13 protein-coding genes, 1 tRNA gene and 3 pseudogenes are annotated in these 15,118 nt (G+C 63.2%); 8 read left to right on the top strand and 9 right to left on the bottom strand.

The annotated features are described in order from the left end of the window. Positions 1 to 37 precede the first annotated feature (37 nt). The 4 genes from Q0D44_RS14400 to Q0D44_RS14385 all read right to left on the bottom strand — a co-directional run bounded on the left by Q0D44_RS14400 (position 38) and on the right by Q0D44_RS14385 (position 3,220). On the bottom strand, positions 38 to 388 hold the full coding sequence (locus Q0D44_RS14400) for a DUF779 domain-containing protein (protein WP_294137541.1): 351 nt from the start codon (positions 386 to 388) through the stop codon (positions 38 to 40). Positions 389 to 544: 156 nt separating this feature from the next. Beyond that, positions 545 to 2,065 carry an aldehyde dehydrogenase gene (gene adh / locus Q0D44_RS14395; protein WP_294137363.1) on the bottom strand — a complete coding sequence of 507 codons (1,521 nt, stop codon included), beginning with the start codon at positions 2,063 to 2,065 and terminating at the stop codon, positions 545 to 547. 75 nt (positions 2,066 to 2,140) lie between these two features. Beyond that, positions 2,141 to 2,599: a pseudoazurin gene (locus Q0D44_RS14390; RefSeq protein WP_294137361.1), complete on the bottom strand. Its 459-nt coding sequence runs from the start codon at positions 2,597 to 2,599 to the stop codon at positions 2,141 to 2,143. 78 nt (positions 2,600 to 2,677) lie between these two features. After that, positions 2,678 to 3,220, bottom strand: coding sequence for a rhodanese-like domain-containing protein (locus tag Q0D44_RS14385; protein ID WP_294137358.1), 543 nt, complete (start codon positions 3,218 to 3,220; stop codon positions 2,678 to 2,680). Positions 3,221 to 3,300: 80 nt separating this feature from the next. On the opposite strand from Q0D44_RS14385, the gene Q0D44_RS14380 reads away from it, so the two are divergent. Together Q0D44_RS14380 and Q0D44_RS14375 are read left to right on the top strand one after the other, a co-directional pair. Beyond that, on the top strand, positions 3,301 to 4,098 hold the full coding sequence (locus tag Q0D44_RS14380; RefSeq protein ID WP_294137356.1) for a quinoprotein dehydrogenase-associated SoxYZ-like carrier: 798 nt from the start codon (positions 3,301 to 3,303) through the stop codon (positions 4,096 to 4,098). Then, positions 4,095 to 5,045, top strand: coding sequence for a quinoprotein relay system zinc metallohydrolase 1 (locus Q0D44_RS14375; protein ID WP_294137352.1), 951 nt, complete (start codon positions 4,095 to 4,097; stop codon positions 5,043 to 5,045). The genes Q0D44_RS14380 and Q0D44_RS14375 overlap by 4 nt, the downstream gene beginning before the upstream one ends. On the opposite strand, the gene Q0D44_RS14370 is transcribed toward Q0D44_RS14375, so the two are convergent. The 4 genes from Q0D44_RS14370 to paoA form a co-directional block, all read right to left on the bottom strand. Beyond that, positions 5,029 to 7,332, bottom strand: coding sequence for a TonB-dependent receptor (locus Q0D44_RS14370; RefSeq protein WP_294137350.1), 2,304 nt, complete (start codon positions 7,330 to 7,332; stop codon positions 5,029 to 5,031). The two genes, Q0D44_RS14375 and Q0D44_RS14370, sit on opposite strands and share 17 nt — an antisense overlap. Positions 7,333 to 7,411: 79 nt before the next feature. Continuing rightward, positions 7,412 to 9,619 carry an aldehyde oxidoreductase molybdenum-binding subunit PaoC gene (gene paoC / locus Q0D44_RS14365; protein WP_294137347.1) on the bottom strand — a complete coding sequence of 736 codons (2,208 nt, stop codon included), beginning with the start codon at positions 9,617 to 9,619 and terminating at the stop codon, positions 7,412 to 7,414. After that, on the bottom strand, positions 9,616 to 10,572 hold the full coding sequence (locus Q0D44_RS14360; RefSeq protein ID WP_294137344.1) for a xanthine dehydrogenase family protein subunit M: 957 nt from the start codon (positions 10,570 to 10,572) through the stop codon (positions 9,616 to 9,618). Before Q0D44_RS14360 ends, paoC begins: the two co-directional genes overlap by 4 nt. Further along, the gene (gene paoA, locus Q0D44_RS14355) at positions 10,569 to 11,204 is read right to left on the bottom strand and encodes an aldehyde dehydrogenase iron-sulfur subunit PaoA (protein ID WP_294137342.1); all 636 of its coding nucleotides are present in this window, start codon (positions 11,202 to 11,204) and stop codon (positions 10,569 to 10,571) included. Before paoA ends, Q0D44_RS14360 begins: the two co-directional genes overlap by 4 nt. A gap of 361 nt (positions 11,205 to 11,565) precedes the next feature. Here paoA and Q0D44_RS14350 point away from each other — a divergent pair. The 6 genes and pseudogenes from Q0D44_RS14350 to Q0D44_RS14325 all read left to right on the top strand — a co-directional run bounded on the left by Q0D44_RS14350 (position 11,566) and on the right by Q0D44_RS14325 (position 14,706). Beyond that, positions 11,566 to 11,640: transfer RNA gene (locus tag Q0D44_RS14350), tRNA-Gly, on the top strand. A 425-nt stretch (positions 11,641 to 12,065) separates the two neighbouring features. Then, positions 12,066 to 12,230 carry a hypothetical protein gene (locus Q0D44_RS14345; protein WP_006964003.1) on the top strand — a complete coding sequence of 55 codons (165 nt, stop codon included), beginning with the start codon at positions 12,066 to 12,068 and terminating at the stop codon, positions 12,228 to 12,230. 105 nt (positions 12,231 to 12,335) lie between these two features. After that, on the top strand, positions 12,336 to 12,815 hold the full coding sequence (locus tag Q0D44_RS14340; RefSeq protein WP_294137339.1) for a hypothetical protein: 480 nt from the start codon (positions 12,336 to 12,338) through the stop codon (positions 12,813 to 12,815). Between the two features lie 202 nt (positions 12,816 to 13,017). Continuing rightward, a pseudogene (locus tag Q0D44_RS14335) lies at positions 13,018 to 13,386 on the top strand (replication initiator protein A); the annotation flags it as partial. Between the two features lie 247 nt (positions 13,387 to 13,633). Further along, positions 13,634 to 13,990 (top strand): annotated as a pseudogene (locus Q0D44_RS14330) (DUF2840 domain-containing protein); the annotation flags it as partial. Between the two features lie 311 nt (positions 13,991 to 14,301). Beyond that, positions 14,302 to 14,706: a ribbon-helix-helix protein, CopG family gene (locus Q0D44_RS14325; protein ID WP_294137337.1), complete on the top strand. Its 405-nt coding sequence runs from the start codon at positions 14,302 to 14,304 to the stop codon at positions 14,704 to 14,706. A 327-nt stretch (positions 14,707 to 15,033) separates the two neighbouring features. Here the strand turns inward: Q0D44_RS14325 and Q0D44_RS14320 are convergent. After that, positions 15,034 to 15,118: pseudogene (locus Q0D44_RS14320) on the bottom strand (integrase catalytic subunit); the annotation flags it as partial.

The following is a 15,118-nucleotide window of genomic DNA, read 5'->3' as shown; positions in this document are numbered from 1 at the left end:
TTTCAGGGGTTATGCACTGTGCTGCGCATTTGTCACGTCAGGCGATGGCGTCGCCCCGCGGCGGATCACCCGCCGCCTCCAGCAGGGCGTTTTCGCTGTCGGTAAAGATGCGGGACCGGACTATGAAGCGCACCCCTTCGGGACTTTCCAGCGACATGCCGGCGCCGCGCCCCGGCACCATGTCGATCGTCACCTGGGTATGGCGCCAATAGTCGAACTGGGCTGCGCCGATCCACACGGGGACATCGCCCGCCACATGGCCCAGCAGCACGTCCTGCGCGCCGACCCTGAACTCGCCGCGCGGAAAGCACATCGGCGCGGAACCGTCGCAACAGCCGCCCGACTGGTGGAACATCAGCGGCCCGTGCTTCGCAGCCAATTGCGCCATCAGCGCCAGCGCTGGGTCGGTCGCCAATATGCGGGGCGGAAGCGGTGTCGTCACAGCCAGGCCTTCCTTCAAAAAATGGGGCGGACGTCCGTTAGGGACGCCCGCCGGGGACGAAGGCGCTCGAAGGGGAGAGGCAAGCGCCTTCGGTGCGACCAGTTAGAAAAAGCCCAGCGCCTTTGGGCTGTAGCTGACCAGCAGATTCTTGGTCTGCTGATAATGGTCCAGCATCATCTTGTGATTCTCGCGACCAATGCCAGACTGTTTGAACCCGCCAAATGCCGCATGGGCGGGATAGGCGTGGTAACAGTTGGTCCAGACGCGACCGGCGTGAATGCCCCGGCCCATGCGATAGGCGCGGCTGCCGTCGCGGGTCCACACGCCAGCGCCCAGGCCGTAGAGCGTGTCATTGGCGATAGCGAGCGCTTCGGCTTCATCCTTGAAGGTGGTGACGGCCAGCACGGGGCCGAAAATCTCTTCCTGAAAGATGCGCATCCTGTTGTGGCCCTTCAGGACCGTCGGGGTGACATAATAGCCCTCGCTCAGTTCGCCATCCAGATGGGCGCGCGCGCCGCCGGTCAGCAATTCCGCCCCTTCGGCCAGGCCGATCTCAATATAGGAGAGGATCTTTTCCAGCTGGTCGTTCGACGCCTGCGCGCCGATCATGGTCGCCGGATCGAGCGGGCTGCCCTGTTTGATAGCCTTCACCCGCGCAATCGCGCGTTCGATGAACTTTTCGTAGATCGATTCCTGGATCAGCGCCCGGCTGGGGCAGGTGCAGACTTCGCCCTGATTGAGCGCGAACATCGCAAAGCCTTCCAGACATTTGTCGAAATAATCGTCATCCGCATCCATCACGTCGGCAAAGAAGATGTTGGGCGATTTGCCGCCCAGCTCAAGCGTGACGGGAATCAGATTTTCCGACGCATATTGCATGATCAGGCGGCCGGTCGTCGTTTCGCCGGTGAAGGCGATCTTGCTGATCCGCTTGTTGCTGGCGAGCGGCTTGCCTGCTTCCACGCCGAAACCATTGACGACGTTCAGCACGCCGGGCGGCAGCAGGTCGCCGATAATGTCCAGCAGCACCAGGATCGACATGGGCGTCTGCTCGGCGGGTTTGAGGACGATGCAGTTGCCCGCCGCCAGTGCCGGGGCCAGCTTCCACACCGCCATCAGGATCGGGAAGTTCCAGGGGATGATCTGGCCGACCACGCCCAGCGGTTCGTGAAAATGATAGGCGATGGTGTCATGGTCGATCTCGCTGATCGACCCTTCCTGCGCGCGGACGCAACCGGCGAAATAGCGGAAATGGTCGATGGCCAGCGGAATGTCGGCGTGGGTTGTCTCGCGGATCGGTTTGCCATTGTCGATCGTCTCGGCCATCGCGATCAGATCGAGGTTCGCTTCAATCCGGTCGGCGATCTTCAGCAGGATGTTCGACCGGTCGGTCGAGGACGTCTTGCCCCAAGCATCCTTTGCCTCGTGCGCGGCATCCAGCGCCAGCTCGATATCCTCAGCCGTACCGCGCGCGATCGTGCCGACGACTTGCCCCGTCACGGGCGAGATATTCTCGAAATAGCCGCCCTTGACCGGCGCGATCCACTGGCCGCCGATATAATTGTCATATTGGTCACGGATCAGCGTCTTGCCGGTGAACCGCTCCATCGCCTGTTGCAGCATTGCCCTACTCCTATATTGTCGAAATTGGCTGAAAACATGGCGCGGCGACCAGGGCCGGGCCATTGCACCTTGGGTCTATTTCACTTTCGCGAGGGCCGCCGTCATGCGCTTGGCGGCAAAGGGCGGCAGCTTGACCGCTTTGGCGGCGGTCAGTTCTGCGGCGGACACCTTGCCCACCTGCACCAGCGCGACCATGCCCATCGAATAATGGGGCATACATTTGATGCCATAAAGGCCCGGCTTGGCGACGGTCAGGACCATCTCCTTGTTCATCACGCCCTTCACGGGCGTTGCGCCTGCGGGCAGCATATTGGCCATCGTCTCGGCATTATGGCTGGGGTCGGTCGGCTTGAAACGGATCGTGTCGCCCGGCGCTGCCTTTACGAAGGACGGTTCGAACACCATCGCCCCGTCGGTACCCTGATTCTTCATATGGACGACAATATCCTTCGCCGCGGCGGGCACTGGCGAGAGGAACAGGGCGGCAGCGGCAAGGCCACCAGACAGGCGCAGGTCGATCACATCACTCTCCATGGAATCGCACGGCTCGTGGCCGCCGGATTGAGAGGAGAGTGCGGCCGGAGCGCGACCGCGCACAATGGGCCTTTGGTCCTATGGGGCGATGCCGTCATCGGGCTGGACCGGGGCGAGCGGCAGGCCAAGGTCGCGCCAGCCATCGGTTCCCTCCGCCAGCCACCAGATGTTGCTATAGCCCATCGCGCGCAGCCTTTTGGCGGCATTCCAGCCCATCCAGCAATCGGCGCGGCAAAAAAGGATCAGCATCTGCCCGCGCTTTCGCCCGGTCAGCCGGGCCATGCCTTTGGCAAAGGCTTGCGCAATGACAGGATCGGGCTGGCCGCGCCCTGCTTCGGGGAACCAGTGCGCGCCGGGGATGGATATATGGGTGGACGCCAGCCGCCAGCGGCCATCGGGCGCGCGATGGCCACCTTCGGCGGGCAGGACGTCGATAAATATGGCGTCCCGGTTGGACATCAATTGTGCCGCCGCCGCTGGTGCGATTCGCCCGACCCCGGCGGGCGGCTGTCGCACCGGCGCGCGATAATGCGCGATGCGATAGCCTTCGGCATCAAACAACGGCACCTGTGCCAGGCACGGCGACGCCAGCAGCAGGGCGGCTATTATGAAGCGGCGCATGATCGTCTCCCGGCCCATGACCCAAGGACCAATGGTAGCGCGTCGCGCGCGGGATTAGACCTGTCATAAGGGAGAAGGTCATGCGCAGGCCAACGAGGCTTTGGGTCGTACTCATGCTGATGCTGGCACCTGCCAGTGCCGCGGCCATACCGCCTGCCGATCCGTTGGGTTCACCGATGTGGAGCGCCCATGCCCGCACCCTGTTCGGTGATGACCCGGTCCGCTTCGATCCGCGGGTGATCGTCTCCTTTCCGATGATCGCGGAAAACCAGCGCGCCTTTCCGGTCGTCATCGACGCGCGGGGCATTGTGGGGGTCAGGCGGATGATCCTGCTGGCGGATCTTAATCCCATACCCGTCGCGATCGACTATCGCCCCGCCCATGCCGCGCCCTATATCGCGACCCGGATCAAGCTGGACCAGCGGACACCGGTGCGTGGCGCAGTGCAACTCGACAGTGGACAATGGCTTGTGTCGGGCGGCTGGGTCGATGCCGCTGGCGGGGGATGTTCCGCACCGCCGGTCAGCCGGGTCAAGGGCGACTGGGCCGATCATCTGGGCGAGATACGCGGCGAAGTCTGGCCGATGGCGAACGGCCAGAGCCGGGTACGGCTGAGTTTTCGCCACCCGATGGATACTGGCCTTGTGGAAAATATCGCCACCTATCATCTGGAGGCCTTGTCGGTGGTCGACGGGGCCGACCGTCTGCTGGGGGACATGGACATTTGGGCATCGGTTTCGGAAGATCCCGCAATCACGCTGCTGGTGGACAGCGCAGCGGACGCGGCGCTGCGCGTTGCGGCGCGTGACACCAACGGCCGCGACTATCGTGCCGCGCTGACGCTGGCGCGCCAGTCACCCATACCCGGTGGACGATGATATTGTCGCGCCGCGCCATGCTGGGCGGAATGGCGAGCCTGGCGGCTGCACCCGCCCGCGCGGCGGACTATGTCATCACGCCAGTGGCGATCGGCGATGGCATCTGGATGGTCCGCGGCGCTGATGAGCCGATCGAGTCCCGTAATGGCGGGGCGATCGCCAATATCGCCATCATCGCAACGCCTGCCGGGACCGTGTTGTGGGAATGCGGCCCATCGCTGCGCTATGCCCGCGCCCTGCGGCAGGTGGCCGAACAACTGACCGGCGCGCGCATCGTGCGAGTCTATGTCAGCCATCTCCATCCCGATCATGGCATGGGTCTGGCCGCCTTCGACCCGGCCATCGTTGCTGCGCTGCCCGGCACGATCGCCGCACTGGTGGCGCAAGGGCAGGGCTACGCCGATGGGATGTACCGGTTGCTGGGCGACTGGATGCGCGGCACCGACCTGATCCTGCCGGGGCGGGCGATCATGACGGCGCAGGAGGATTTTGGCGGGCGGGCGTTACGCCCGCTTGCGCTCTCCGGCCATAGCAGCGCGGATCTGGCGCTGCTGGACGAGCGGACCGGTATGCTGCTGGGTGGTGATCTGGTGTTTAACGATCGTGCGCCCAGCACGCCGACCGCAGTGCTTCCAGCCTGGCGCGCCAGTCTCGACCAGTTGCAGGTGCTGCCCCATGGCGCTCTCCTGCCCGGCCATGGGCCGATTGATCCGGCCGGGATCGCAGCCATAGCCCAGACCGGCGACTGGCTTAACTGGCTGGAGGGCGCATTGACACAAGCGGTGCGCGATGGGCTCGACATGGTGGAGGCGGGCAATCTGCCGATTCCCGACCGTTTCGCCCGAATGGCCGTTGCCCGCTACGAAATGCAGCGCAGCGTCTCGCACCTTTATCCGGGCCTTGAAGCGTCGCTGCTGCCGCGCATCGACATCAAAAGCGCGCCCTGACCCCCACTTGCCAACGGCGCGGTGCGCCCGGCCCATAGGCGCGGGGATTTGATGCGTCCGGCACCTCCTCCAGTTCGACCTCGTCGACTTCGCTGAACGTGCCGAAGGTCGCGTAGCGCCGGTCAAAGGCATTGCGGAGTTCGCCGAACAGGCTGACGCCGCGCACCACCTCCACGCTCGCGCGCAGGTTGACGATGGCGTAGCCAGGGAGGCGCGGCGTATCATTCCCCTCATCTCCGACCAGATATTGGCCGGTTCGCGCGATCACATCGCCGCCGACCGTCCAGCCTCTCCCGGCATAGTCCAAGTTCAATGTCGCGCTATGCCGGGCGATGCCGGGCAGGCGGTCGCCGCGTTCGACCGCGATCAAACCGTCCTCGTCCGATGTCGGATTGGCCGGGCTAGAAAGGCTGAGCGGCGCGCGATAGGTCGCGTCGGTGAAGGCATAGCCCAGGCCAGCGCTCAGGCCGCCCCGGCTCGCGCGGATCGTCGCTTCCACGCCCTGCCGCCTTGTGCTGCCGATATTGCGGAAATAGGCGCGGCCCCGGATTTCCGACGCGACATATTGAATGTCGTTGCGATTGTCTGTGCGCCAGGCCGACAGCAGCCAGTCGATCGCAAAGCCGTCAAGCTGCGCCTTGCCCTTCGCGCCCGCTTCCCAGCTTTGGGCGACCACCTGCTTTAATGGCGGATCGGCGATGAAGAAATTGGTCAGGCTGCACGGCGCATTTTCATCGGCGCAGGACAGTTCGGCTGGGGTCGGCACACGGTTGCTTTGTGCATAGCCCGCGCGCAGCACTAGTGCGTCGGACAAGCGATAGTCGAATTCGATGCCGGGGTTCAGCCTGGCAAAGTGATGCTGGCCATTGAGCGCAGTGCCGATCTGGTCTTGCAACACAACCCGCGCCCGGTTGTAGCGCAGTGCGATTTCGGCCGAAAGGCGCGGGGTGATCGGCAGCCGGTCCTGCACGAACACACCCCAATAATCGGTATGGGCGACCAGCCCCACCGGCGCGATTGCGCCGTCGGGCTGGATGATGATCGGTCCCAGCCCCTCGACGCCGCGCTTATCGGTCATTGCGCCCAGCTCGGTGGACGTGTCGAAGCGGGTGCGGCTTGTGTCGTAACTCAACCCAAGCGCCAGATGATTGTCGCCGTCACCCAAAGCGCGCTGGTCGATCAGCTGCACCAGCGCGCCCATCGCCCGCGTCGCGGTGCGCCCGCGATTAAGGACGCCATAGCCTTCACCGCCCAGCCTGTCGTTGATCGGATCGCCATTGGCATCGGTCAGGACTGCCTGTTCTTCCTCCCCCTCTGCATCGGCCACTGTCTCCAGGCAGAGCAGACCCGATTCATCCTCGCAGCCTTCAATGTCGGCAGCATCTCCGTTGAGGTTACGCAGCGTCAATTTTTGGGCATAGAGCGTTCCTTCGATCCGCGTCCTGTCCGACAGCGCAACCCAGGGATGCAGGCTGACCCGGCCATAGCTGCTTGCGCTATTGTCCGGCCAGGTGAACACAGCGCGCCGATCGACCGCGAGCAGTTCGACCGGGGACACGCCATTGCCGGTCAGGTCGGTATCCGCCCCCACCAGTTTCAGGTGCAGGCCGCCTCCTGCGGTGTCAAAGCCAAGATCGAGATAGCCATTATAGAGGGTCGAAGGCGAAAAGGCGCGCCAGCCATCATCGCGCCTATATTCGAAGGCGGCAAAGGCGCTGAAATCGCCCCGCGCCCCGCCCGCCGCGATGCTCGCTTCGGTCATGCCGAACCGGCCCTGGGACAGGCTGGCCTCCAGCCCCGGATCGCTCAACCCTGTCTTGGTGTCGATCAGCAGCGCCCCGCCCAGCGCATTAAGGCCATAGACCGCGCTTTTGTCGAGCAGGCTGATCCGCGCAATCGCGGCTTCGGGCAACAGGTCGAACTGCATCGTGTCGCCAAAGGGCTGGTTGAAGCGCGCGCCGTCCAGATAGACGGCGATCCCCTGCGCCTGCCCCTGAAGCGGTGAGGCGACAAAGCCGCGATAAACCAGATTGGGCTGCCACGGGTTATTCTGCGCATCCTGCAAGGTGACGCCCGCAAAGTTGCGGACCAGCGCGCCGAGCAGATCGGGACTGCCGCCTCTATTGATGTCGGCAGCGGATAGCGACAGGCCATCGTCGTTGTCGATACCACCGCCCGGCGCAGTGACGATGATCGGCTGGCGCGCCGCCTCTACGTCGTCCGCCCGCGCGACCCCGCCACACAGCGCCATCGCGCTGGTCGCCAGCAGCGTCGCGATGCCCTTCATGCCGTCCTCCCTGTATGTTTGGGAGGAAGGCTAGGGGGCGGGTGGACGGCGCTCTATTAGACCTTGGGTCGGTTGTGCGTCAGCCCATCTGCGCTTTCAGCAATTTGTCGATGGTCAGCGGATAGTCGCGCAGCCGCAGACCGGTGGCATTGTAGATCGCATTGGCGACCGCTGCCCCTGCGCCGCAAATGCCCAGCTCGCCCACGCCCTTGGCTTTCATCGGTGAGCTTTTATCGTCCAGCTCGTCGATGAACAACACGTCCTGTTGCGGTATGTCGGCATGAACAGGCACCGCATATTCGGCCATGTCATGATTGATGAACAGGCCAAAGCGGGTATCGACCTCCAGCGCTTCCATCAGCGCCGATCCCGCCCCCATGGTCATCGCGCCGATCACCTGGCTGCGCGCGGACTTGGGGTTGAGGATGCGCCCCGCGGCAAACGCGCCGCCCATGCGGCGGATGCGGACCTCGGCGGTATCGACATCTACCCCGACCTCGCAGAAATGCGCGCCGAAAGTCGCCTGGACATAGCGTTTGTCGAGATCGCCAAACTCGATGCTATCCTCCGCCCACAGCCCCTCGCGTCCCGCCAGAGCGGCGAGCGTTTGCGACTGGTCGCCCAGCTTCACCAGCCCATCGTCAAACTGCGCCTGATCGATGGGATAGCCCGCTTTTTCCGCCAGCTTTGCCCGCAACGCCATCGCGGCGGCATAGACGCCTGCAGTGGAACTGTTTGCGCCCCATTGCCCGCCAGAGCCAGCCGATGCGGGAAAGCGGCTGTCGCCCAGCCGCACGATGACGTCGTCCAGAGATACGCCCAGCATTTCCGCCGCAGTCTGGCCGATGATGGTATAGCTGCCAGTGCCGATGTCGGTCATGTCGGTTTCGACGATCACCTTGCCCGCGCCGTCCACGCCGATCCGCGCGCCCGATTTGCCGACCAGATTGTTGCGGAAGGCGCTCGCTACCCCCATGCCGACCAGCCAGCGACCGTCACGGACCTTTCCGGGCTTGGGGTTGCGCTTGGCCCATCCGAACCGGTCCGCCCCGGCGCGCAGACACTCCACCAGCTTGCGGCTGGAATAGGGCCGCTGCGTCCCGGCTTCGGGATCATATTGCACATCGTTGCGGATGCGCAGCTCGACCGGATCGACGCCGCAGGCTTCAGCCAGTTCATCCATCGCCACTTCCAGCGCCAGCAGGCCGACCGCTTCGCCCGGCGCACGCATGGCATTGCCTTCGGGCAGGTCGAGTGTCGCCAGCCGGTGTGCGGTCATGCGGTGCGCGCCACCATAGAGCAGCCGCGTCTGCATCGCCGCTGTCTCGGTGCCACCACCAGGCAGGTCGCCCGACCAGACTTCATGGCCGATGGCGTCGATCACCCCATTCTTGTCCGCGCCGATGCGGATGCGCTGGATCGTCGCGGGGCGATGGGTGGTGTTGTTGGGGATCTGGCTGCGGGCGATCGCGACCTTGACCGGCCGCCCGATTTGCTTCGCACCCAATGCCGCGAGCAGCGCGTCGGCGCGCAGGAACAGCTTGGCCCCGAAGCCACCGCCAATATAGGGCGATACCAGCCGGACATTGGCCTTGGGGATGCCCAGCGTCTTGGCGACCTCCCCCACGCTCCAGGCAATCATCTGATTCGCGGTCCATAGCGTCAGCTTGTCGCCGTTCCATGCCGCCGTGGTGGCGTGCGGCTCCAGCATGGCATGGCTGTGATCGGGGGTGGTGTAGCGCTGGTCGATCCTGACGGCGGCCTTGGCAAAGGCTCCGTCAAAATCGCCAACGGCGCTGTCGGCTGCTCCGCTGAAGCCACCGTCTGGCGGTTTGACGGCGTTACCCTGTTCGGCGGCCAGATCGAACTTTCCATCCTGCGGCGCATAGTCGATCCGCACCAGCTTGGCGGCGGCGCGAGCATTTTCAAATGTATCGGCGATAACCAATGCCAGCGCCTGATCATAATGCATGATCGCCGGGCCGCCGAGCAGCGGGGCGGTGTTATAATTGCCCTTGCCCAGTTTCCCGGCATTGGCATGGGTGACGATGCCCAGCACGCCGGGCGCCGCTTCGGCAGCGCGCAGGTCCATGGCCGCGATCGTCCCCTTGGCGATCGCTGATCCGACGATCCAGCCATAGGCGGCATTGGGTGCCGCATCATGCCGTTCATAGGCATAGGGCGCGCTGCCGGTGACCTTGGCCGGGCCGTCGATCCGGTCATGGGCAACGCCGACGACGCGGCCCTTGTCGATGGGATTGGTGGTGGCGGGCGTATCGAATTTCACGACCGGGCCTCCTTCTGGCGATAGAGCGACGCCAATGTCCGTTCGACCAGCGTCTTTTTGAAATCATTATGATGGGTCGTTCGCGCGCCGCTCAGCGCAGCCTCCGCTACCGCTTTGGCCCCTGAGGATGCGGCAGCGTCTGCCGCTGGCGTCCGCCATGGCTTGGCCCCGATCCCGCCAAAGGCGAAGCGGCTGCCGCCATCCTTGCCGAACACTGCCGCCACCGACACCAGCGCAAAGGCGTAGGACGCGCGGTCGCGCACCTTGCGATAGACATGAGTGCCCCCGATCGGCTTGGGCAAGGTGACCGACGTGATGATCTCGCCGCTTTTGAGCGCGGTTTCGACATGGGGGGTGTCACCGGGCAACATATGGAAATCGGCAATCGGTATGGCACGCGCCACGCCGTCCGCGCCGACCGTATCGACCTGCGCATCCAGCAGCCGCATCGCCACAGCCATGTCGCTGGGATGCTGGGCGATGCAGGCATCGCTCACCCCCAATATCGCCAGGCTGCGACTGATCCCGCCGATCGCGCCGCAGCCGCTGCCCGGCTTGCGCTTGTTGCACGGCATGTTGGTGTCGTAAAAATAGGGGCAGCGGGTACGCTGGAGCAGGTTGCCCGCCGTCGTCGCCTTGTTGCGCAATTGCCCGGATGCCCCGGCCAAGAGCGCGCGGCTCAGCACGCCATAGTCGCGACGCACGACCTTATCGGCGGCGAGATCAGTATTGCGGACCAGCGCGCCGATGCGCAGGCCGCCCTCCGGCGTCGGCTCGATCCGGTCGAGGCCCAGATGATTGACGTCAATCAAATGGGTCGGCGTTTCGATCTGGAGCTTCATCAGGTCCAGCAGGTTCGTGCCGCCCGCAATGAAGCGCGCGCCTTGCGTCGAGGCCGCGGCTTTGGCGGCATCCGCGACACTGGTCGCGCGACTATAGGTAAAGGGTTTCATGCCTTCGTCTCCCCGGCCACGTCATTCATGGCGGCGATGATGTTGGGATAGGCGGCGCAGCGGCAGATATTGCCGCTCATTCGCTCACGCAGTTCGCTGTCGGATAGCGATACCTTGTCCAGATCAGGCGTGACATGGCTGGGGATGCCCGCTGCAATCTCCTCCAGCACCGCGACCGCCGAGCAAATCTGCCCCGGCGTGCAATATCCGCACTGATAGCCGTCATGGGTGATGAAGGCGCGCTGCATCGGGTGAAGCTTGTCGGGCGTGCCCAACCCCTCGATCGTCGTCACCTTCTCGCCATCATGCATGACCGCCAGCGTCAGGCAGCTGTTGATCCGTCGGCCTTCGACAATGACGGTGCATGCACCGCACTGGCCCTGATCGCAGCCTTTCTTGGTTCCGGTCAGGTGCAGATGCTCACGCAGCGCGTCGAGCAGGGTTGTGCGCGGGTCAAGTTGCAGATGCACCTCGCGCCCGTTCACGGTCAATTCCACGGGGATCATCCCGGTTCCTTCCTTGGCTGTCTGCCGTGCGGCGGCGGCACCGGCGGGTGCCAGCGCGGGTGCCGCTGCGGCGATCGCCGCACTACCCTGCAACAGGGAGCGGCGTGTGAGGTGATCGGACGGCATGGCGGGTGCTTCCTCCTGTTCGGTCTGTCATACGAAGGGACGCGACAAATGATCCGCCGCTTGGTCGAAATATGGGATCGGATGGCAAGATTAACAGAATGACCCGGCAGGCAAAGTTGCAAAATGCCACGCAGGCATTTTTGTACGACGCGAATCACCCAATCGGCCGCAATAGCGGTTTCGCGGCGACGCAGTTGCCACGGCCATCGGGCGCGGTAGGCGCAAAGCCCCGCGAAGCCGCCATCCTTGAAGGGGCCGGAAGGAATTTCACGGTCTTGGCAATTCTCCCCTTGCCCATCCCGAAAAGCGCTGCTAGTTGCCCGCCTCACCCGACGGGGACAGCGTCTCCATCAAGCGCCGAGCGGGCGTAGCTCAGGGGTAGAGCACAACCTTGCCAAGGTTGGGGTCGAGGGTTCGAATCCCTTCGCCCGCTCCAGTTTTTTCCAAGAAAACTAACTAATTGCACCTCGCGTAGCTCGCGAGGCCTTGGTGACAAAGCTCCAATCGCTCGCCGTTGTCACCACATTGTCACCAATTAAAATCCAACTCAGGGCAAGTCTGGCGTTCTCCCTGGTTCAGCTTGGACTGATTGTATGGATCGCCGATTTCAAGCCTGTCGGCTCTAGTGAGCCACTTTGGCATAGGCACTGGTGGGCGGATCGCTCGCTCCGCCGCAGAACCATCCACTCGCATTAGCCGCTGATCCCTGGGCTCGAAGCCTGTCCTCCTTCAATCAACCCGTGAAGGGTCCGCTACGCGTGCGCGTGCGGCCGCAGCTTTGCTGCGGTGATTGCGGCCAGCCTCCGGCCTGTGGGGCGACTGTCGAGCGGGGTGGTCCCGCTCCAAGGCAGGAGCCGCAACATGCCACTGGCAACCGCACAATCGCTTGGCTGGAACCTCTCCCGGACGCTGATGACGGTGATCGTCCTCATCGAAACCAATCAGGGCTACTTCGTCATCCCCGCTGACGAATTTGATGGCGACCCCGAACAGGTGGTTCGCGAATATGACCCTTTCAGCCGTTAATCTCAGGCACATTTCGCCTTTTCGGCCTGCGCCCTGCCGTGCTATTCTTGCATCGCAGATTGCGCTGAGGTGGTGGTGGCGAGCGCGTCCAGACAAGGGACGCTTATGACCTTTCTCCTCATCCTCGGGGCCGTTGCTGGTCTATACATGCTTGCGCTGCTGTTCCGCCTCGCGAGCTATGCACTGCCTGTCTATGCTGGCATCGGTTGTGCATTCCTGCTGCTCCGCCATGATTTTGGGCATCTCGCTGCCATCATTGGCGGTCTGACGGCAGGAATTGCCACCCTACTGCTTGGACAATGCCTCATTGCCTTTATTCGTTCTCCCTTGCTGCGTGCCGGGATCGCGCTCCTCTTTGCCGTTCCGGCAGCCATCGCGGGGTTTCAAGCCGCACATGCCCTTGGATCGCTGGCAACGGACAACAGCACGCTGCTGGCAGTTTTGGGATCAATCGCTGCCTTGGCGACATCCATCTCGGCATGGCGAAGTGTGACGATGACGGGGCCTGATATGCGCGTCACACCGAACTTCGCCGCTCCGGTGAGTGGGCACGCTCAAGCCGCCCGATCAACGTCGAACGAGTGAGGGCGTGAAGGGGCAAACGCGGCATTCCTATCGCTTCTGCTGGTTTCCCCCGTGGCTTGAGGGTCTGGGCCTGTGTTCGCCTAAACATTTGCATGCAATCGGCATCTGGCATCCTTGCCGGCAGAACCGACCAGTGCGGCCTCTTTCGATCCGCGCCCATGTCAGCAAGGCGCTTCGCTTGGCAGGCTTGCCGCAACGGTGCTTGCCCGACTGGTTCTATGCGGGTGTGCTCGATCGCGGCCTGATCCTGACGATCGACCGCGCGTATTTTGCGCTGACCGGGGGCGTTGAACGCTGGCTCTACCGTATCGTGCGCAAGCACGGTGGACATCAGCGGGGTGGCTGGAGTTTCGACGTTCCGCACCTTCATCTCAAATCCGGTGCGCTTTCGCCGCTCAAGCAATTCGCATTCGAGCTGCGGACCATCGTCCGTCGGCAGTCTCTCCCAGGCTACCATTTGAGCCTTGAGCACAGCTTCGGCCGCGAGCGGCTGATCTTCAAACCCATCCCCGTCGACCCGTTCGTTGCCGCGGCCCGGCGCGTCGGTTTCCCTGTGGAGAAGTTGGCATGACATTCGGCCTATCAAAAACCGTCGGACTCGGCCCATCGGAAACCCGATCCTCGGCCTATCGAAAACCGAGATCATGCGGAAACCCGCAGAATTCTGCGGAAAATCGGCGCTCCTCTAACGATGCTAATAGAAAAGAATCCTTCGGATTCTTGCTAACTGCATTGCGGCCTGTGGACAATCGTGCCGCATCGGCCGTGCCGACCGCCCGTATCTGGCGTTCCAAGGACATGATGGCGGGAGGGCAGCCATGAGCCCTCAATCGGCGCAACGCCTCAGCACGTCGCATGCTGCCAAGTCACCTCCGGCAAGCACCCTGACCGAGGTCGAAGTGACCTGGATCGAGAAGCGCTACGAACAATGGATACGCTTCGGGCGCATCGCGGCGGATACCATAATCAACCGGCGCACGCGCGTCACCGCCTTCCGTCCTGGCGCGGTCTTCGCTTTCGTGCGCTGGTCATCGAACGACTATGGCACGATCCATTCGTGCATCGATATCGTGACGGCGGTTGCACCGGGCGAGGCCTACACGACTTTGCCGTTTGTCCGTCCGGGCGGCGACATCCTGCTTCACATCGAGAGCTGGCCCAAGGTCGCACAGGTGCCGACTAAACCAGCCAAGGCGGAAGCGAAAAGCTCCGAACAGCCGCCAGTTGATCAGCCCAAGCCGGACGTGCCGTCAGATGCCGATGGGGCCAAATCCGAAAATGATACGGCGAACTCCGGGATCAGGCGAGAACCCGAACTGGGTGAACATGAGGATGTCGTTCCCGCCCCCAAGCCACCGGTCAACGAGTTCGATCTTGATCGCGATGCGCCCGAGGATGACGCAGCCAGGGCCAAACGGGAAGCCGATCGCACTATGAACCGCAATGCCCGCAATGCATCGCTCGACCCCGATGACGGCATCGACCTGTGAGGAAGAAGCCCCACAGCAAACAAACATTTCGGCTCGATATCGAACTGGCCAAATTGCTGGAGGAACGCGCTCATGCCCGCGGCGTCTCGCGCACCGAAGTGGTGGAAGCGGCGTTGATGTCTCTGCTGCAGTCCAATCAGGACGAACGGATGGAAGCCGCTCTGGCAAGGCGGCTCGATCGCCTTTCACGGCAACTGGATCGGCTCGAATGGCATGTGGAATTGACGAACGAAGCGATTGGCCTGTTCGTGCGCTTCTGGCTCACCAGCAATCCGCCGCTACCCGACACAGCAATGAAGGCGGCGCAAGCGACGGGCAAGAAGCGATGGCAAGGATTTGTGGAATCACTTTCACGGCGGATGGAGGCGGGGCCGAAGCTGCGGGATGAAGTGAAAGGGTAGCGCGGCCCCTTGCCTCCCGGATTTCTGGGTCAGATGTTAGGCAGTTCCGTACTCGCGTGCCGAAAGAGCCATATTGGCATTGGCAGTCTCCGGGCAGATTCAGTCTTTCAGCGAGCTCGCGCTCCTCTCGAAGCCTCCAGCAAGAAACTGCATTTCATTTTATGGAGTTATGCTTGTTAAATAATCTGAGATAGACCTCACGGAAACGTGCGCCTTACGAGAATTTTGAATGTCGAGAATTGTTCATCCTCCAGTGCACGACCATCACATTCTTCGCCAGCCGATGGAGCGAGTGATCTGCCCCCACCGAGTGGACCGATTGGTTTGTTAGTGCATTAAGCTCATCGCCGCCATATCCGGACGGAGGTGGAGCGAAGCGGAACCGGAGGCCGGATATGGCGGTGTCGCCGTT

Origin of the sequence: Sphingobium sp., from assembly GCA_023266575.1 — a bacterium.
Classification (GTDB): domain Bacteria; phylum Pseudomonadota; class Alphaproteobacteria; order Sphingomonadales; family Sphingomonadaceae; genus Sphingobium.
The sequence above is the reverse complement of the archived record's forward strand: the minus strand, read 5'-3'. Positions and strand labels throughout refer to the sequence as shown.